The sequence below is a fragment of the Pareuzebyella sediminis genome, assembly GCF_008367235.1.
Classification (GTDB): Bacteria; Bacteroidota; Bacteroidia; order Flavobacteriales; family Flavobacteriaceae; genus Pareuzebyella; species Pareuzebyella sediminis.
This window is the reverse complement of the sequence record NZ_VTZS01000006.1, coordinates 33,824-54,270: the sequence shown is the minus strand read 5'-3', so window position 1 is coordinate 54,270 and position 20,447 is coordinate 33,824. Positions and strand designations below refer to the sequence as shown.

Genomic DNA, 20,447 nt, shown 5'->3' with positions numbered 1-20,447 from the left:
TTGCGGTTCTTTAAAATAAACTGCATTCATTTCTATTACAGAATTTCATCGTCGTCGGCTAAATACATTCGAGTACTCTTTGTATATGAGCCCCCATTTCGGTCTTTAAATTCCAAATCGATATAAAAGGCCCTATACCCTTGGTCGGGAAATGCGATTTTTTTGACAACTTCGCTCGCTTTAGATAGGTTTATTGGAGTAGCGGTCCAATTCTCGTCCCTAAAATCACGATCGGTAGAATCAGCAGACCAAAGGTAGGCCGAACTGAGGTTATCGGAATTGGAATCAACGGTCAACGTGGCAGAGCTTGTGTCGGTTTCTATATCATACTGCAGATCATCATATGGTTTTTTGGCCAATGTCTGTGCCCAAAAGCCACTTAATGCTTGAAGTGCTTTTTCGCCTCCCCCAAGATCATGGCCCGCATTGGGCGTGTAGTGAATATAGTTTTCTCCGGGAATATCGTCGATATAATTTTTTATGGCATCCACCGGCCAGTATTCATCATTGGTGCCGATGAAGATGAGTTTCGGCATGGTGAGACTGGTGCGATACGAATAGGGGTCGATCATTTGCGTAAGGGCGTTGCCGTCTTCAGTGTTGACGGTTTGGGGTATCTCTAGCTTGATATAATCGTTGATTTGTTCACTGTATTCGTTCCAGGCGGTCAGGTGGTAATCTAGGCTGACCGGCATGTTCAGGACATCGATGACCATTGGGCCAATGGCTTCTACACGTGCGTCATTTGCACCGGTCAACCAAGTCGTCCATCCTCTTTTTGAGGCCCCGGCTACCGTAAAGCGATTGATTTTTTTATCTAATGAGGCGTTCGAAAATTCCTGTATGGCATCCATAGCGCGCACCGCGCTCTTTACCATAGGAAAGAGCAGGGGCCATGTAGGGTCTTTATCTTCCTTGTAGTTATGCAGGGTGAAGGATATCAATTGGTCTTCGACCAAGTCGCCATCATACAGGGGCTGCATTGGAACTTGGCGGATTACTGCTGTAATGGCCTTGTTCTTTTGTGCGATCAGGGCTAAGGGCTCTGATTCGCTACCTTTCTTTTCCCTTGTTTTCCATTTGGGCTCTCCATCTTTAAGGCTTCCTCCTGTAATAAACAGCAAAGCCCCATCATAGGCAACTTCTTCGGGCACATAGATGGTCAATTGGTGCTTCCATGTGAATTCTCGCCATTTTTGTGAGGTTAGCAATAGGTCATAGGCCTTTAGGCCCTGTAGTTCAAAAGAATCTTTTATGATCCACGAATAGGTATCATCCCCATTGTCAAGATAATGTTGCAGGGCATTCTCAGGTGTTGTTTCCGTGACGGTCGGGGCATTTGATTGAGCCGTTTCCTTGGTACTGTTCTTGCACGATAACAGAAAGAGGCTCCATACTGACATGATGAAGACGGATTGAGTACATGTAAAAGGTATTTTCATTACTGTTTAATTTTTAGAGGGGTTGGACTATTTTCTATAAGATCTATGGCTTCTGCTTCGAATATCGCTCCGGTCATTTCGCCTAAACTGGTTCTGGATACATATTCGTAGCGACGGAAACTATTGAAGTCTTCCTTGGTCAAGATATATCCAAAGGCATCGTTTGTAAGGCCGAAGAGAAAAGGATGTTCGGTATGCATTTGGCGTTTTACATAGTAACCGATATTGGGTAAGGCTTCCCCAGGAATGGTCAAAATCTGGGCAGAGCCAATATTTAAAAGGTTAATGGTCGTATCTACCGACTGGCCGTCGGATGAACCCATCGCCAATGGTGAGTTTTCTAAAATAAAACGCATCATAGCAGACTCAACAGGGAATTTTACTTTTTTAGATTGACAATAGAGATCTGGATCTTTTTGTAGCGGGGCATCCTTGACGATACGCAGCGCCTCAGTGGCCAGTAGGGAACCGATCCTTTGACATTCCTTCCAGTCATTGGCCTCTTCACCATTCCCGATACGATTATCGGCGGTTACCATACCGCCTTGGGCACCATTCATAAATAGGGCCATACCACCAGTCTTGTATTCTACTTGTTCGTTTAATGGACCCACAAGATCAGGACTCAAGATACCTCTTTTACTTCCAATGACTTCAGGGTGAATTGCATAGTTGACCAAGGTGACCAATGGCCTGTTCTTATCTTTGCCTTTGATACCGATGGCTTGAATGACACCGCACCTTGGGTCGTATAAATCTGGGGCATAATAATTATAGGCAATTTTTCCTTTCGCCTCTCCCACGGCAATCTTGAGATAGGCCGGTTGTATGTTTTGTAATGCGTCTTTTATAGCGCCCGCGATTTCTTCTATGCACCATTCCAAATAATCCATATCCGCGCCATGATTTCCCATGGCATCCGGAAAGGCATACGCATCGGGAGCACTATGGGTATGTGTAGCCCCTATAATGATATTCTGCGGGGGTATTTCCGAAACCAAATCTCTAGACCGGTCACCTAAGGTAGCGGGCCAGCCCAGATTGTCGATGGAAACTATAGCTACTTTGATCTCTCCTTTTTGCAATACCATGGCCCGCACATAAAGCTCTCCTTTTTTTTCGGTGGCGGGTTTCGGCGCGCCTACACCACCTGAAACGGAAATTAAAGGGTTAGGAGTTATTAATCGTTTTGCCGCGCCCACGTACAATTCTTGCGCCCCAGTTTGCATGGAACAAAGAAATAGTGTAAGGCAAATCGGCAAAAGCCATGCGGATAGAGAAATAAAAACCCTGTTTCGCATATAGTGTTAAAAGGAATGGATTAAATGTTAATTTATTGAATTTGTGATATTTTAACCAAATAACAAAATTATAATTAAAAAAATTAATTAAAGGTTAATATATAATCATTTTTAATTAAAATAATTGAAGTTTTTTCAGTGTTTATCTTTTAGATTTGAGAAAATTCAAGGGAAATTTAACAATTGCACAACCTAAACTTTAATGCCACGGCTCTAACTACCCGTAGTTTCGGTTGCTGAAAAATCGATGTCATGAAAAGAAAATACGCAAAAATATTCTTAGGTGTTCTTTTTTCCGCCTCACTACTTTTTGCATCCTGTAGTTCCGATGATGATGCGAATACCGGTAATTTTCCACTTTCAGCGGACATTTTCAATTCTGTCAAGGGAAAAAGGGTGGCTTTTCAAGGGCTTACCCACAATGCCATCTCATGGTCATGGGATTTTGGGGATGGCTCGACCAGTAGCGAACAAAACCCGGTACATACCTATACCGACCCAGGCTATTACACGGCCGTACTAACCGCTACTGATGCTACTGGAGCTTCTGTATACAAAGAGGTTAAGTTGGCGTTGGATATTACGCCCTATGTGCTACTAACAGGGGGGGCAACAGCAGCGGAAGGTAAGACCTGGCGTTTGGCAAGCAGTCACTCCGACAAGGATTATTTCGCATATTCTGACGCCCAGCTAAGCCCTTTTGAAGGTGCACCTAATCCTTTACCGGCAGGAATATTCGGAGCCGGACTGGGCATGCCCGAGGTATATGATGATGAGTATACTTTTTATTTCGATGGCAGTTTTACCATGGATCTTAAAGAAGATGGCGCAGCTTTTAGCGGATTGCTGTATCAGTTCGTCACCAGCGGGGGAGCCAATATTTTAAATGATGGGGGCTCTGATTTTGGGTTATGCACGGCCTCTTTCACTCCCGAGTCCGACCTTACGTTCAGTTATGTGGAGAATGAAGATTTTCAGATGTCCTCGGTATTCGGTGAAAACGGCACACTAACCTATAATGATGTGAGCACCATAGATTTCGATGGTAGTGCATTTGTGGGCTTTCTCGATTTTGAAAGTAAAGTAATCATTCAGGATATTTCCGATAGTTCGATGCGTTTGGTAATGTTCTTGGCCGCTTCGCAAGATTTCATTGGGGTGAACACCAATGCGCTCGTATTAACTTTTGAGGTCGTCGAATAGCTAGGTCGTACCGATCCGATTGTCATTAAACCAACCAATATCAAAAGAATATGAAAACGTACATAAATATAAAGTCCCTTCTCCCCAATTTTTCATTTGCCTCGTTGTTCTTGAGCCTCGTATGGTTCGGCAATCCTGCATTTGCTCAAAATGGGGATGCCACGGTAACAGGTTCGGTGACCTCTGTCGAGGATGGTATGCCCCTGCCCGGTGTGACTATTGTATTGAAAGGAACCAATACGGGGGTCACTACCGATTTTGATGGGGATTATAGTATACAGGTCGGTAATGGTGAAGGCATCCTTGTTTTTTCGTATCTGGGTTTCGAGACTTTGGAAATAGCAGTCAATGGACGTTCTTCGATAGATGTTGCCATGGAACCTGGTACTCAAGCGCTCGATGAGGTGGTGGTAACTGCCCTTGGAATCAAACGTGAGGACAAATCCTTGGGATATTCAGTAGAACGTGTTGCTGCTGAAGAATTAACACGGGTGGCCCAAGAAAATGTATTGAACTCGCTCTCCGGAAAGGTAGCCGGGGTTACCCTTAACAATACCGGAGGTACGGGCTCATCAGTAAGTATGGTGATACGAGGGGCCATTTCCTTGAGTTCCGACAATCAACCTCTTTTTGTAATTGATGGGGTCCCTGTTGCGAATACCTTGAACAATATAGGGGGGTTCGGGGATAGAAACCCGGTAGATTATGGAAATGCGATTTCTGATTTAGACCCGAACAGTATCGAGAACGTAACTATTCTGAAGGGACCCAGTGCCGCGGCACTCTACGGCTCAAGAGCAGGTAACGGAGTGGTGTTGATTACGACTAAAAAAGCGTCTGAAGGTCAGCGAATGAAGGTAAATATCACCTCGAATACCGTTTTCGATATACCGTACCGGTATGTTGATACCCAATCGCGTTTTGCTTCCGGATACTTTTCGTATTCCCCGGAGTCGGAGGGAGGTAGCAATATTATGCCCGACGTTATTCCATCGGGGGGTAACGGCGGTCCCGAACTCGACAAGGGCTACTTTGCCGTACAGTGGAACTCTCCCTTGGATGCCAACGGAAATCCTATTCCAATACCACTTCGATCGTATCCTAACAACATCAAGGAATTTGTAAGAAATGGAATTACAACGACCAACAGTTTCTCCGTATCCAATAGCAATGAAGTTTTGAATTATAGGCTAGGTGTTACTGCGATGGACAATTCAGGAGTTATTCCGAATTCAGATTTAAAAAGAAACAGTTTTTCGTTATCGGCATCTTCTAATATGGCGAACCGGTTTACCGTAAGCACCAACATTAACGTCGTGCACAGTTACGCCGATAACCGGCCTGCATCGAATAGGGGTACGAATCCCTTACAGGCTGCCTATAGTGTGCCGGCAAATATCAATATTCTCGATGTCAAAGACTACCGATTACCGGGTACCGATGTCTTCAATTTTTCTGATGATTATGCGAATCCCTGGTTCTTGGCCAATGAAGTAAATAATAGCTTCTCGAGGTTCAGGGTCTACGGAAATTTGGCGTTGGATTGGAATATTTCCCCCAATTTCAATATTCGAACGAGTTATAATTTGAATAGTTTTAACCAAACCCAAGAAACTAAAATGGCCCCAGGTTACAATAGGGAGCCCAACAATGGTACTTATGGTATTGCCGAAACTGATGGTATTGAAACCAATATCGACATGTTGGCCTCCTATAACAAGATATGGGGAGAATTTGATATGACGGTTTCGGCCGGAGGCAATCTGATGTACCAAAAAAATAAGGGGTTGAGCAATTCTGCGGCGACGCGTGCCGGACTTATTGTTCCTAACCTCTTTACGGTAGACAATATCGCACCGACCGCCTTGAGGTATTCCAGTTTTACGACCGAAAGGGCCATTAATAGTGTGTATGGCCTTGCCAACTTCGGCTTATACGATATGCTATATATCGATGTGACGGCGAGAAATGATTGGTCAAGTACGCTGCCCGTTGACAATCGATCTTACTTCTATCCTTCGGCATCGGTGAGCTTTTTGCTTAGTGAATTAGTAACGATTCCAAAGGTCGACCTATTTAAACTTAGAGGTGGATGGGCCCGTGTAGGTAACGACACAAGCCCTTATCAGTTGGGTGCCTACTATAACAATGTTGGACAGTGGAACAACGCAATACTTTATAGTGCCCAAGGCGGGCTTAATACCCCGGGGCTTGAACCGGAGGAAGCGACCTCTCAAGAATTTGGTATCGATTTGACCATGTTTGGAAACAGGGTACGTTTTGAAGGAACCTATTACACCGTTGAAAATAGGAACCAAATTGTACCTAACATACCCATACCTGGGTCGTCGGGATACAACAGTGTAAGTATCAATGCTGGAGTTCTCGAAAGTAAGGGTTTCGAACTTTCTTTAGGGCTTACGCCTATTCGTTCCGAGAGTTGGAATTGGGACCTTAATCTGAACTATACGACCAACGAATCGAAAATCCTAGCCTTGGCCGAGGGCGTAGATTATATTGAATTTTGGAGTGATAATAAAAGTGTCTCACGGGGCTATGTGGCCAATTCTGCTACGGGTGAGGACGGTCTCGTAGGCAATATTTATTCCCCGAAAATTCGAAGGGTGACCGATGAGAATTCGCCCTACTATAATTACCCGCTTATAGGGCAAGGGGAAGATGCCGAATGGTTGGCACAGGAAGAACGGGTGAAAGTAGGCAACTATAACCCCGATTTCGTCATGGGTCTTCAATCGAGTCTTTCCTATAAGAATTTGACGTTGAACCTTACCTTTGATTGGCGCTCGGGTGGTCAGTATATGTCACAGACCTCAAGATATCTGGTCGAGGATGGCTACGGTCAAAGAATTCTAGATAATCTGGTCAATCCCGGAATTTCGGAACCCGGGCCAGAACTAAAACAGTGGGTATTGGATAATGCCGACCGCTTGATCTTTGGTGAGAATTTCTTATCCATTGGAGGCCCACCGGGAGATGGTGGATTTGCCGAGAGTTTGGGCGGAAGAGTCGTATATGATGGTATTTTTAATGCCGGAGTGGTAGGGGAACATGACGAAAATGGCAATTTCATTCTTGACTATGAAAATTTGGGGGATGTCGGAACGAATTTCATTCCCTTTTCGGTAGCTAATCCATGGGATTTTGGAACACCGCATATGTTCGATGCCGATTTTATAAAGCTTAGGGAGATCTCATTAGGTTACGACTTGCCCAGAAAATTCGTTGACCGCATGGGGATTGACAATTTAAATTTTGCCCTTTACAGTAGAAATATCATGCTATGGACGAAGGACTCTGCTTTCGGTGTGGATCCCGAAAGGGCCTTTCAAGCGGAGAGCAGTTCGGGCAATAGGGGTACACAGTTCAAACAGGGTATTGAACGGTATAACGTAGAGCCTTGGCTGGTTCCGATCGGAATTAAAGTAGGCATAACCTTTTAACGGAATTTAAACTGAAATCATGACGTACAGAATAGAAAGTAAACATGTTTTGTTGGTTTTGGGAGTAGTACTTATGGTCTCATGCCATGGTCTAGAAGAACTGAACGAAAATCCGAATCAAATAGGTTCTGACAACGTAGATCCTAATCTGTTGGTACCGACGGTCATTAGAGGAGTGGGCCAAAATATGGTCAATCTCGGTTTTGGCGATATGGCAGGGGTAATGCAACATACCCAAAAAGATGGTTGGTCCAGTGGGCACAATGCCTATGATTGGAGCAACGATTCCCATAGTTGGAATAGCTACTATAGGCTGTTGACCAACAACAAAACCCTTATAGAGAAAGCAGAAAACGAGAACCTCGACTTCCATCACGGCGTAGGATTGATTATGAAGTCTTATATCTTCGGACTAATAACCGATTTGTGGGGCGATGCCCCGTATATGGATGCTTTAAGAGGCGCCGAAGGTCCCGAGTTTTTTGATGCCCCTTTTGATCCACAAAAAACTATTTATGAGGGTATACAAGCCGATTTGAAAAAGGCCAATCTGCTATTGTCGCAAAACCAAGACTCCTATTTCAGCGTTCAGTCCGATCAAGATATACTCTACGGTGGTGATGTTATGAAATGGCGCAAATTTGCCAACTCGTTATCATTGCGCTATTTTATGAGATTATCTGAAAAGGAGCCAAGTTGGGCCCAACAAGGAATCATTGAAATAGTTTCGAATCCACAATTATTTCCTCTGATTAAAGAATTTAACGACGATGCCAATATGGCCTATGTCGGTAATACTAGGGATGATGCCTGGCCTACGAATACCAAGTTCGATGCCGATCCCCAAGGGGCCTATTTCAGGATTAAGATGGCCAAAACCTTGGTCGATCGCTTGCAAGATCTTAACGACCCTAGACTATCGGTTTGGGCAAATAGAATCGATGTTCCGCTTGAGTTGGAATCTGATGCTCCTGATGATACCGATTACGTAGAAGATGGTAGAAGACATGTTTCCCAAAATATTGTCGATGCCTATGAGGCTACCGTTGGGTTTTCTGTCGATTATGATAGCTTATACGTCGGTCTTCCTACGGCGATGACCTTTGGAGCCGCGTATAATCTTAGCGAGAATGTAAATCAAGGTACATTGAATCTTCATGTATCGCAATTAAACGATAGATACAAGGAAGCTAGTGGACCATTGCTTATGGCGCGGCTGATATCAGCCGCAGAAGTGAACTTTATACTTGCCGAGGCTTCGGCAAAGGGATGGGTAAACGGCTCTGCCGAATCGTACTACAATGAAGGCATAAGGCAATCGTTGAATGCCTGGGGCATTGGCGATACCTATGAGGACTATATTTCAGGCCCGGCGGCCTATACGGAACCCGATGATATTATCATTCAAAAGTGGATAGCAAGTTGGTCGGCAGCGACCGAGGCATGGCTCGATTTTAGAAGAACGGGGTTACCCGATCTGCAGACGGGAGAGGCCTCTAAGCGGCAAGCACTTCCGCTTCGATTTTATTATCATATTGATGAAATTGATAATAATTCAAACGCAGAAGAGGCTATTAACCGACTGGAACCGACGCAATTTAAGGGGGATGATGTGAGCAATAACAGTGCGTGGTCTAAAATGTGGTTGCTACAGGGCACCGGAGAGCCCTATTAGGCCTTAGGAAAAGATTTTATTTTTTTGAATTGGCGAAGTAGAAAAGAGGGGCTGTAATATCCGCCCCCTTTTTTATGGACGCTTTATTCTGATTTTGACATAAAATATTGATAGCTAATCGCTTGTGTTTTATAAACGGCATCGAGATATTTGTATATGTTAGGTCAAAATATAATTGGTTTCCAACCATATTGTTGTGGTATGTACCATTGAATTGATTTTATTTTGAAAAACCAATACGTAGCAATCTATGAAATTGTCGATTAAAGGTGTCATACCTCCTATGGTCACGCCGTTGTTAGAGAATATGGAGTTGGACCTATCCGGCCTTGAAAAACTAATTGAGCATTTGTTAAAGGGCGGCGTACATGGTATTTTTCTTCTTGGTACGAACGGAGAAGGCCCTAGTTTGAGTCATGGGCTTCGTAAGCAATTGATTTCTGAGGCAAGTCGTATGGTTGATGGACGGGTGCCGATTTTGGTAGGTATTACCGATACCTCGATGATGGGTACTCTTGAAATTGCCGACCATGCGGCAAAGGTGGGTGCGGATGGGCTTGTGGTGGCCCCCCCTTATTACTTCCCGATTTCTCAAGATGAAATGGTCAAGTATCTCGAGGTATTGATCCCGAACCTTTCGTTACCCTTCTTGCTTTATGACATCCCAAGCTGTACGAAACTTCATTTATCACTTCAAACCATAAAAGAAGCCAAAGAATTAGGAGCCATCGGAATAAAGGATAGCTCCGGCGATCTGACCGCTTTATATGCATTGATTGAAGAATTCAAAGGATCGCCGGAATTTTCCATTATTGCCGGTGCGGAACTTTTTCTGCCCGAAACCATTATTTACGGAGGGCATGGAGTGGTCGCCGGGGGCGCAAATATCTTCCCCAAACTCTTCGTAGACCTTTACGAAGCATCTTGTGCCTGTGATTTTGATAGGATAAAAAGCTTGCGAGAAAAAGTATTACAATTGCATCATAAAGTATATACGCTTGATGATTCGAGTACAAGCAGCATAAAAGTTATAAAGGCAACACTGGAACATATGGGTATTTGTAATGGTCATATGGCTCCTCCTCTATGTCGGCTAGGTGTAAAGGAGCATGAGAAATTAAAAGAATATTTACACCGCCATACCTTTGATTAAATCGAGAGTAAAATGCGGAAATGGCCTCAATAATCCATTAGGGTAAAAGAGGCAGAATTTGCCACAACGCAACCTTATCAATAAATAAGACCTTTATGAAAAACAGATCGTTAGGAATTGCAATTTTAATTGTAGCCATTTCTTTGGCGACCGCCTGGGCAATTAGGGGCCAGTTTGGGCATGAGCAAGGGGCAGCTTGGGCAGGGGCCATAGGAGGATTGGCTTTAGTCGTGGCCTCTAACAGAAAGGACTGGTACAATAAGATGGTTTTGATTGCCCTTGCGGCCGCCTTGGGATGGGGGGCCGGGGGAATGATCAGCTATGGTCAGGTTGTAGGGTATGGCCGTGCCGACAATTTCGTAAACGTTTTCTACGGGTTAGGAATGCTATTTGTTATCGGGGCTTTGTTTGGCCTTTTAGGAGGCGGACTCGTGGGCCTTGTTTTAGATTCAACTGCGGCCAAACGGGTAAAATGGGGCAACTTGGTGGCCGAGATGACCGCCGGGGGACTTATAACCTATTATTTTTTGGTGGAACAGATCGGATTTAAAATGACCCCTCCTAGATCGGAAGCCTGGGCCATAATATTGGGTGCCGGATTGGCCATGTTGTGGTATATGGGCCGAGAAGAAAGAAGTTCCCCTATTCGTGTTGCCATTTTATCAGCCTTGGGCGGAGGATTTGGCTTTGCCTTTGGTAACTTTTTACAGGTGGTAGGAAACGTTTTTGAAATACCTTTCAACATGTGGAACGTTATGGAATATAGTATTGGATTTTTTGGTGGTACCGGTATGGCTTATGGTGTTTTCAGTTCAACATGGCCGACTGACAAGGCCCAGCCCCGCACATGGGCAAATAGAAGCGCTCTTTTAGTACTCGTTCTGATTATACCTTTGATTGTTTTTCGCGAGTCTTTGACCTATGGGCACCTTCTTGACCGTTTAGGTCGAATTACCGATTCGGAAACAGTAATCTATTATAGCGCCATTTTTGTACTAGTGGTTTTATTTATGATGGTACTGGTATATCTGTATAGCTTATGGAAGCTTCCTTATACGAGAAGGGATATCATACGTTTTTTATTGGGCTATTTAGTAGTGTATACTATAATGAGTTATGTGGTCGTGGGCTTGTTCGCAGGTCACATGATTTTGAATCACCATTTGTATGTATTGAACATCATAGTGTTAACCGTATTGGTCAAAATAGGACATTCTAACGTTTTACCGAACCACAGCACTGAAAACCTACCTTCAAAGAAATGGTTTTTAATTTTCTTGGCCCTAGTAGTTTTTATTGCAATGTTGTCCGTTATTGCCATTAGCCTGCACGGGGAACTCCCAAGAAGCCAGAACCGCTTCTAGAAAAGTGGTTCTTTACCATCGGGTAAGTGGGGGGTAATAAATTTTATCTGAAATTCTTGCGGTAATCAGAAGGGGTTTTGCCCATACTCGCCTTAAAATAATGGTTAAAATTAGCAAGATTGTTATACCCACTTTCAAAACAGATTTGGGTAATCTGTTTGTCCGTTTCGGCAAGTAGTTTGGCAGCAATGCCTACACGCACATTTTTAACGTACTCCATAAAAGTAAGTCCAGTTTTCTTTTTGAAGAACCGGCAAAATGAACTAGGAGCCATATTCAATACCGATGAGGCATCTTCTAGCTTTATACCTTCCTGAATGTTCTGAAAGACATATTCATAAACCTTATTGATTTTCTCGATATTTTGTGAAAATACCGAAGAGCGGTTCATGGGGTTCGATAGAATTTCACGGTCTTCAATTTTCAGCAAATTGTTAAATACTTTTAGTAATCCGATGTAGTATTCAAGGCCTTCACTTTCAGACAGTTCGACGAGCATTTGCCATATTTCTGAATCATCTTCGGTCTTAAAACGAATGCCTCGATTGGCCTGTTTCAACAAGCAGACTACTTTTTCGAGCTCTGGCATTTTAAAGAAATCGGAATCGACGACGTTTTCTGAAAAGTGGGTCACGATACACGTAGCCACCTTGTCACGTTCGGCATCGAGCAGTTCCCAACAGTGGGGTAGCTCCGGGCCTAACAAGACCAAGTCGCCCTTTTCGAAACCTGAAATATTGTCTCCGACTATGCGTCGACCTTCGCCTGAAGCGATATAATTAAGTTCGAAATTTTTGTGTGAATGAATTCTGGCATTTGTCGATAGCGGTAATTTCCGTGAAATGAAGGAGTGGTTGTTCGGAACGTATATTTTTTCGAAGACAAATTCCATATCTCTATATTTTTAACTCTTCTTTCCAATATTACATAATTATTTCAAATAAAAGGTTAATATAGCATCTGATTTATCTAAAATAATTGTGGTAATAATCTACTGTTTCGATTTTCTTTGTAACCTTTTAATTCCTATTTATGAACTTAGATTTAAGGGGGATCATTCCTCCGATGATAACTCCCTTGACTGCCGAAGGTGATTTAGACGAAAAAGGCCTTAAAAATCTAATTGAGCATTTAATAGCTGGAGGAGTACATGGCATTTTTTTGTTAGGAACAAACGGGGAGGCCCCAAGCTTGACCTATGCTACTAGAATGCAATTGATTACTAAGGCATGTGAATATATTGATAAAAGAGTACCGGTACTTGTTGGTATAACCGATACGAATTTTCAGGCTTCGATTGATATGACAGCTCATTCGAAAGCTTCAGGTGCAGATGCTGTAGTGGTCGCACCCCCATATTATTTTCCGATTTCGGAAAATGAAATGATCGACTATTTAGAATGTCTGGTACCTAAGTTGTCCCTTCCTTTCGTGCTTTATAATATGCCAAGTTGTACCAAGATGCATATGTCCATTACGGTGGTGCGCAAGGCCAAAGAATTGGGGGCTTTGGGCATAAAGGATAGTTCGGGCGATTTGGAATACCTCTATACCTTGATAGATACCTTTCAGGACTCCCCTGATTTTGCAATTATTGCGGGTACCGAATCGTTTTTGTCCAAAACTATGTTGAGGGGGGGGCATGGCGCCGTCGCAGGAGGAGCCAATTTTTTTCCGAATCTTTTTGTCGATCTATACCATGCTTCGGTACGTGGTGAAAACGCGGTTATCGAGCAACTAAATAAAAAAGTAAATTATATTTATGACACGATCTATAGTGTTGGTAAATATGAATCGCGAATTACTAAGGGTACCAAGTGCGCATTGTCCGTCATGAATATTTGCGAAGACCATATGGCCATGCCGTTGCGCAAACTGAACGATGAAGAGCGCGCGCGAATTAAGGATTATGTCGATCGGTTGAAAGGTGAACTTGTAACTCCGGGAACATGAATTATCAGCTAGGAACGGTAGATACACTCATTCTTGTCATTTATGGACTCATAATGGTCGGTATGGGCATCTATTTTTTAAGAAAAACCAAAACTTCGGAAGAGTTTATGGTGGCCGGTATGGGTATACCTTCATGGGCGGCAGGTATTGCCGTTATGAGTGCTTATACCAGTAGTATTTCTTATATCGCCGTACCGGGAAAAGCCTTTGATGACAATTGGCATCCCTTGATTTTCGCCCTGACTGCATTACCGGTAGCTTGGTTCGTGACCAAATACGTCATTCCCCACTATCGGAAAAATAAGATTATATCGGTATATAATTATCTAGAAAGACGAATAGGTGACTGGGGCCGTGTTTATGCCTCTTTTTCTTTTGTTCTTTTTATGATTGGAAGAACCGCCGTCATCCTCTACCTGTCCTCATTGCTTTTGACTTCATTTATCGATATCGACATAAAGGCCTTAATCCTGATTATTGGAATACTTACCATCATATACACCTTGATGGGAGGTATGGAAGCCGTAATCTGGACCGATGTACTACAGTCGATAATAATGATCGGTGGCCTTTTATTTAGTGCCTATATATTGACCACCGAAGTCTTTTCGAAACCTGATTTCTTAATTCAGAATGCTTTCGACAATAATAAGTTCAGTTTGGGCGACACTTCATTTTCCTTGAGTAGCCGAACGATTTGGGTCATGATAATTTATGGGGTTACCGAGAACATAAGAAATTTGATGGCCGATCAAAACTATACCCAGAAGTACAGTTCGGTCGCTACGGAAAAAAAGGCCAAAAAATCGGTTTGGATAGCCATGTTGATCTATTTGCCCTTGACCGCCATTTTTCTATATATCGGCACCACGATGTTCGCATTTTATTCGGGTGGTGGCCACGTTCTCGACCCGTCTATTTTAAAGGGGGATGAGGTTTTTCCATACTTTATTGCAACAGAACTTCCAGTCGGGGTCAAAGGTTTGATTATTGCAGCAATTCTTGCGGCCTCGATGAGCACTGTCGACTCTGCGTTGAATTCATCTGCGACCGTACTCTACTTAGATTATTACAAGAAGTATTTCAGACCAAACGCTTCTGAAAAAAGTAGTATCGGATTTCTTAGATGGACCACGGTCGTATGGGGCCTGTTGGGTATCGTATTCAGTTTGTTGCTCATAAATGCGCAGAGTGCATTGGATATTTGGTGGCAGATATCCGGAATTTTCGGGGGCGGAATTTTAGGGCTTTTCCTTCTCGCTATTTTCAATGTGAATATCAAAAGTTGGCAGGGTATCGTATCCGTTATTTTTAGTGTGCTGATTATCATTTGGGGTACCTTTTTAAGAGATCTACCAACTTCATATGATTGGTTGGAATGTACCATAGACCCCATAATAATCGGGGCGATAGCCACCGTTGGCCTGATCGTACTTGCCCTTACTTTTGTGATGTTCAATAATCAAAAACCTAAAGCCCTAAATACCTGACCCATCATGGAAGAGCGCCTGTGTTGGGGAATTTTAGGTACCGCCACCATAGCGGTCGACCAAGTAATCCCGGCCATGCTTGATGCCGCATACTGTAAAATAGTTGCAATAGCCTCGCGAAGCGAGGCAAGGGCAAAGGAAGTGGCCCAAAAATTTGGTATTGCAAAATCTTATGGTGATTACAGCTTTCTTTTGGAAGACCCTAAAGTACAGGCCGTCTATATACCGTTACCCAATCATCTTCATGTAGAATGGGCTATTAAAGCCCTAAGAGCTAGTAAGCATGTACTTGTCGAAAAGCCTATAGCCCTCCATAAAAACGAGGCACTGCAGTTGGCTGAAGAAATTAAAGCGCATCCTCGACTTAAAGTCATGGAAGCTTTTATGTACAAGTTTCATCCCCAATGGGTAAAGACGAAGCAAATGGTCGATGACGGCCAGATCGGACATCTGAAAATGGTACAAGCGTCTTTTTCATTTTTTGAAGATGATAGTAACAGCATCGTAAACAACAAAAGTTTTGGGGGAGGAAGCCTTATGGATATCGGATGCTATCCGGTTTCAGTATCCCGTTTTCTATTTGGTGCCGAACCAAAATTCGTGTTCTCAAATCTCGAGTACGATCCTGATTCCCAAGTCGATATTCATGCTTCGGGTACGCTGGAGTTTGAGCAAGGACAGGCCATTTTTTTCTCTTCCATTCGATTGGCCGAGCATCAAGAAGTGAAGTTGTTCGGTACACAAGGAAGCATCGAGCTCGAGTTACCTTTTAACCCTCATGGAGACCGTATGGCGAGAATTTGGTGGTCAAAAGATGCAGTAAGGAAAGAAATAGCGATACCGCAAAGCAATCAGTATACCTTACAAGTCGATGCATTCTCTAAGGCAATTCTAAATAAGGGAGGCCTGCCTTTTTCTTTAGATGATGCTATCGCCAATATGGCAGTTATTGATGCCCTCGTAGAGAGTGACCGTCTGGGAAAAGCAATAGCTCCTTAAGTTCAATTTACAGAGTGTGACGTTTGGTCGCCTAATACGTTAAAAAGAAAAATATGGGAAGATCGTGGTTCATTTTTTTTGTTGCCTTAATATACTCCTGTACATCTCCTGAAAAAGAAATCTCTCGTACAAATTCTTCCGAAGACCGATTTTATATAGATATCCCTTTCGACCAAGAATACCACCAAGGCTATACAATAAGCCCATCGGAAGCTATGGCAAATGATGTCAGGGCGATTCAACCCGATCAAAACGGAACGATTTGGGTAGCCACTAAAAATGGCATGTACAGTAAGAAAACAAACAGTGATTTGTGGCAATTACAGATTACAGGTAAGGACCAAGGCCCCGGCTATGATGTCGCGATTGACAATGAGAACAACATCTGGTTGGCCACATGGAACGGGGTCTACCGCCATGGTAGGAACGGTATTGAAAAATTGAAAGATCCCAAACCGCCCATAGCAAAATTAGTAGTGGCCCAAGAGGGTGTATACGCCTTGGGGCCTTATGGTATTTGGCTTTTCAGGGATGACCAGTGGGTTGAAAAAAAGTATGGTACCGCCAGAAGCATACGAGCGGCCGCATCGGATGGCAAAGGGGGTTTATGGATTGGTACCGATGTGGGGCTCTACCATGTCAAAGAGGGTCAAAAGGCGAAGGTTTATCAGCAAAATGAAGATTTGGTCAGTGCGTATGTCAAGGGAATCGATACCGATGACAGGGGTCGGCTATGGATAGGTTGTATGGGAGGAACCACCATTCGAAACGAGCAGGGGGTGGTGCGTCATTTACGTCCAGAGCACGGTATACCGAATGCTATGGTTAACGTGGTCAAAAAGTCTCCCCAAGGAACGATGTGGATCGGTACCGATTATGGTATTACGAGATTTACACCGGGCGACAGCGTGTATTCCGTGCGTTTAAGTAAACGCTGGTTACAATCGGATGAGGTGAGGGATATCGCTTTTGATAAAGAGGGCAACGCTTGGATTGCGACGGCCGAAGGAGTGAGTGCCATTCGCAAGACCGAAATGACCCTTTCACAAAAAGCCGACTACTTCTATGACCAATTGATCAGAAGGCACGTACGCGAACCATGGATTGTAGCGCGATCAAAGCTTACCATTCCTGGTGATACGACCACGATCGAACCCGATGATGATGACAATGATGGGGAATATACGGCGATGTATTTGGCTATGGAGTCGTTTCGATTTGCGGCGACCGGCAACCCGGAGGCTAAAAGACGTGCCAAGAAGGCCTTCGATTTTCTTCACTATTTACGCGAGGTTACTGAAACGGATGGCTTTTTCGCCAGAACCATTATCCCGGTTTCCTGGGAAAAATCCCATGATATGAACCGTACGTATACGGAACGGGAGATCGCCGAAGCCATTATTGAAAACCCAAGACAAAAACCGGTGGAAATACGCTGGCATGTTTCTAGCGATGGTAAATGGAAATGGAAGGGAGATACGAGTAGCGATGAGTTATGTGGTCACCTGTTCGGTTATTATTGGTACTATACGTTAGTCGCCGATGCCGATGAAAAAGAGCGGATAGCGGCGCACTTCAGTAAAATCATGGATCACCTGATCCGCAATGATTTTAATTTGACCGACGTGGATGGATCCCATACCAAGTGGGGGGTATGGTCGCCGCGGCTACTCAATAAAGACCCTGAATGGGCGCCTGAAAGAGCCTTGAATTCATTGGAATTGCTGGCCTTCTTAAAATTCACCTATCACATCACCAATGACGAGAAATACCAAAAGGAGTATATTAATCTTATCGAGAATGAAGGCTATCTTGAAAATGCAAAGCGGCTGCATACCACAAATCCCGCTTGGGAAACCTACTTTGACATCTATTTATCGCTCTATATCTATCCTTCGTTGGTACAGCTCGAAAAGGATCAGGTACTCAAGGGCATGTATCGGGAACACCTTCAAAAATGGTTTGACAAGCATAGGAATACCAAAAGCCCCTTTCTCAATTTTACCTACAACCTTTTGGCCAACAACAACGAAGGTCTTGATGATTCCATTGAATTCTTGAAGGATGCGCCTTTAGACTTGGTCGATTGGTATATCGATAATGGAAGGCGGGAAGATTTACAAGTGGTACGCCAACCAATTTTAGAGGAACTGCAGGTAGCTTTGCGGCCTCCCAGCGAATATCGAACCATTCGGTGGGATCGTAACCCGTATCAGGCCGTGAGCGGAAATCCGGCACAAGAGCGTGAACCCGTTTATTGGTTACTGCCGTATTGGATGGGTCGATACCTTACCCTTATTAGGGATCAGAAGAACACCCGGAAAGAGGGTGAACTTTTGGTGAAAGATGTGTGACCTATTACTCATCGTTTTTCATATAGTAAAAATAACCATCCTCGGCACCTACCAACAAATCAGGTTTTCCTTCACGGTCCCAATTCACCAGCGTCGGGCTTGTGCTATGGCCTGCCAACTTTCTATCGGAAAAATTACCGTGGAATTTTAAATCGACCCTTTCCGGAGTCTGGCCGACATTTTCCCAAAAAATGGCATTGATACCGTTGAGAATAAGATCGGTATCGCCATCCCCGTCCCAATCGCCGAAGGCTAATTTTCTTCTTCCGCTACTGCCATACTTGGCTTCGTTCAAGCGCAGAGGTCCGTCTTCACTAGCGATGAGGTTATTTTTACGGTCATAGGTGCCGTTGGCGGAGTAAAAAATACGTTTTCCAGGTTTTAAAATAAGTTGTTCGCCTTTCCTGGTCCGCTCGTAATAACTTAAATAACCGTCTTGATCAAGCATGACCAGATCCATTAAGCCGTCTTTGTTCCAGTCGATAGCGGTAGGGGTGGTTCGCCATTGTGTGGCCAAGGTATTAGGTTGGGGGTCCCACCAAAACCATTCGGGCTTAGGAGGTTGTGTTGGCCAATGGATCCCAATAGGCTGTTCGGGGCCGAGTTCAGGCTTTCCTTGGCTCCCCACGTTTTCGTACCAGACCACTTTCCCCCAAATTGAATTGACGATGAGGTCTTTTAGGCCATCGTGGTTCCAATCTTCGACAGATAGGGTAGTGTAGCCCCATTTCGCCTCGCAGGGTCCCTGAATCGAACCGTTTTCCCCCGCTTGTATTCTGATGATGCCCTTCTGATTCCCCAAAAGTTGGGGCGCATTCCATTTGGGGGTCTCACCGTTTTCCAGATTTTCGATGAATGCGATGTACCCGGCCGAATTACCACATATAAGGTCTTCATCACCATCATCGTCCCAATCTGTACTAAAAGGAGTGACCAAGGCTCCAAACTTGACCTCTTTGGCTTTTTGCTGAAAGTACTTGGGAGCATTGAATATGGGCAAATGGTTGGTGACCTTTCCCGTATTTTCAACAAATGCCACGCGACCGTCTTCATCACCCACGACAAGATCGATATCACCGTCTTTGTCCCAATCCAATGAAACGGGAAGAATCATTTCCAAATCCATAGTAATGACCCCATGCGCGTTGGCGAGATACCTACCCGCTGCATATTTGGGTTGTGTTCTGGTTCCAATATTTTCAAAGTAGGTAAATTTGTCCAGAAACTCGCCACAAATGATATCGAGGTCTCCATCATTGTCATAATCATCAAAATTGGGGGAAGGCGCACCGTACACGTCGATGGGCTTATTTCCTGCCCTTATTTTGTCCCTGAGTTGGTAATCACCGTCGACATTTTCAATAAGGTACACATAGCCATGCAATGGCCCATTGGTCCAGACCCCGTTTTCGTCGAAGGCATTGTCCCAACCGTAATCCTCACCATCTTGTATACCTACTACAATATCAAGATCACCGTCGTTTTCGTAGTCTACATACTTCCATTGGTTGAAGCGAATTTTGTTATGTAAGGCGTCAAAAGCATCTCCGTCGAATAGGGCTTTGTTTTTGTCCATAATAGAAGCTTTGACGTCAAGTAGTTCTTTGCCGGGCACTAAGAATCTTGGCTCCCCGTTGACATAAGACACTTGAATATGCTTTATAGGTTCCCCGACTTTAACGGGAGGTTCAAAGACCGGAAAGTTATCCCCGGACGAATTTTCGAATAGAAAAAGGCCGTGAAAGGGTACATCGCTGCAAGAGACCAAAAGATCGAAATCTCCATCCCCATCATAATCCATAGGCAGGGGAGAGGCCCAAAGGCCTACGCCAAGATCTACCACAAGCCCCGGGTTATTATAAGGCAATCGTTCGAACGTTGCCTCTTTCGTTGGGCTGGTATGGGTAGGCCTTGATTTGGTCCAATAGGTTAGAAAAATCAAAGTACTTAACAGTAGGGTAGGCTTTATCCAATTCATGTTTTTTTATTCAAAGACACTTTAGGTAAATATAAACAAACCTTTAGGGTGTTGCTTCGGTATTATTGACTTGA

At 43.9% G+C, this 20,447-nt stretch carries 13 protein-coding genes; 9 read left to right on the top strand and 4 right to left on the bottom strand.

The genetic code is table 11. From position 1 onward, the window contains the following. Positions 1 to 35 precede the first annotated feature (35 nt). Together F2B13_RS18130 and F2B13_RS18125 are read right to left on the bottom strand one after the other, a co-directional pair. Positions 36 to 1,403: a PhoPQ-activated pathogenicity-related family protein gene (locus F2B13_RS18130; RefSeq protein WP_149275478.1), complete on the bottom strand. Its 1,368-nt coding sequence runs from the start codon at positions 1,401 to 1,403 to the stop codon at positions 36 to 38. A gap of 38 nt (positions 1,404 to 1,441) precedes the next feature. Then, a complete protein-coding gene (locus tag F2B13_RS18125) occupies positions 1,442 to 2,671 on the bottom strand; it encodes a hypothetical protein (protein ID WP_149304799.1) in 1,230 nt (409 codons plus the stop codon). A 324-nt stretch (positions 2,672 to 2,995) separates the two neighbouring features. Between F2B13_RS18125 and F2B13_RS20745 the strand changes: the two genes are divergently transcribed. The 5 genes from F2B13_RS20745 to F2B13_RS18100 all read left to right on the top strand — a co-directional run bounded on the left by F2B13_RS20745 (position 2,996) and on the right by F2B13_RS18100 (position 11,599). Then, the gene (locus F2B13_RS20745) at positions 2,996 to 3,946 is read left to right on the top strand and encodes a PKD domain-containing protein (protein WP_149304798.1); all 951 of its coding nucleotides are present in this window, start codon (positions 2,996 to 2,998) and stop codon (positions 3,944 to 3,946) included. A gap of 50 nt (positions 3,947 to 3,996) precedes the next feature. Next, entirely contained in the window at positions 3,997 to 7,407 is a 3,411-nt protein-coding gene (locus F2B13_RS18115) for a SusC/RagA family TonB-linked outer membrane protein (RefSeq protein WP_149304797.1), read from the top strand. 19 nt (positions 7,408 to 7,426) lie between these two features. After that, positions 7,427 to 9,082, top strand: a complete 1,656-nt coding sequence (locus tag F2B13_RS18110) for a SusD/RagB family nutrient-binding outer membrane lipoprotein (RefSeq protein ID WP_149304796.1) — start codon at positions 7,427 to 7,429, stop codon at positions 9,080 to 9,082. Positions 9,083 to 9,332: 250 nt separating this feature from the next. Further along, positions 9,333 to 10,235: a dihydrodipicolinate synthase family protein gene (locus F2B13_RS18105; RefSeq protein WP_149275333.1), complete on the top strand. Its 903-nt coding sequence runs from the start codon at positions 9,333 to 9,335 to the stop codon at positions 10,233 to 10,235. A 95-nt stretch (positions 10,236 to 10,330) separates the two neighbouring features. Further along, complete coding sequence (locus F2B13_RS18100) at positions 10,331 to 11,599, top strand: hypothetical protein (protein ID WP_149275334.1); 1,269 nt, start codon at positions 10,331 to 10,333, stop codon at positions 11,597 to 11,599. A 43-nt stretch (positions 11,600 to 11,642) separates the two neighbouring features. On the opposite strand, the gene F2B13_RS18095 is transcribed toward F2B13_RS18100, so the two are convergent. After that, positions 11,643 to 12,491, bottom strand: coding sequence for an AraC family transcriptional regulator (locus tag F2B13_RS18095; protein WP_149275335.1), 849 nt, complete (start codon positions 12,489 to 12,491; stop codon positions 11,643 to 11,645). Positions 12,492 to 12,631: 140 nt separating this feature from the next. Between F2B13_RS18095 and F2B13_RS18090 the strand changes: the two genes are divergently transcribed. From F2B13_RS18090 to F2B13_RS18075, 4 genes are read left to right on the top strand one after another with little or no spacing between them, the layout of a single operon-like run. After that, complete coding sequence (locus tag F2B13_RS18090) at positions 12,632 to 13,552, top strand: dihydrodipicolinate synthase family protein (RefSeq protein WP_149275336.1); 921 nt, start codon at positions 12,632 to 12,634, stop codon at positions 13,550 to 13,552. Next, on the top strand, positions 13,549 to 15,042 hold the full coding sequence (locus F2B13_RS18085; RefSeq protein WP_149275337.1) for a sodium:solute symporter family transporter: 1,494 nt from the start codon (positions 13,549 to 13,551) through the stop codon (positions 15,040 to 15,042). Before F2B13_RS18090 ends, F2B13_RS18085 begins: the two co-directional genes overlap by 4 nt. Positions 15,043 to 15,048: 6 nt before the next feature. After that, positions 15,049 to 16,041, top strand: a complete 993-nt coding sequence (locus F2B13_RS18080) for a Gfo/Idh/MocA family protein (protein WP_149275338.1) — start codon at positions 15,049 to 15,051, stop codon at positions 16,039 to 16,041. A 53-nt stretch (positions 16,042 to 16,094) separates the two neighbouring features. Then, the gene (locus F2B13_RS18075) at positions 16,095 to 18,395 is read left to right on the top strand and encodes a ligand-binding sensor domain-containing protein (protein WP_149275339.1); all 2,301 of its coding nucleotides are present in this window, start codon (positions 16,095 to 16,097) and stop codon (positions 18,393 to 18,395) included. A gap of 4 nt (positions 18,396 to 18,399) precedes the next feature. Here F2B13_RS18075 and F2B13_RS18070 read toward each other — a convergent pair whose 3' ends face one another. Further along, the gene (locus F2B13_RS18070; protein ID WP_149275340.1) at positions 18,400 to 20,373 is read right to left on the bottom strand and encodes an FG-GAP-like repeat-containing protein; all 1,974 of its coding nucleotides are present in this window, start codon (positions 20,371 to 20,373) and stop codon (positions 18,400 to 18,402) included. Positions 20,374 to 20,447 lie beyond the last annotated feature (74 nt).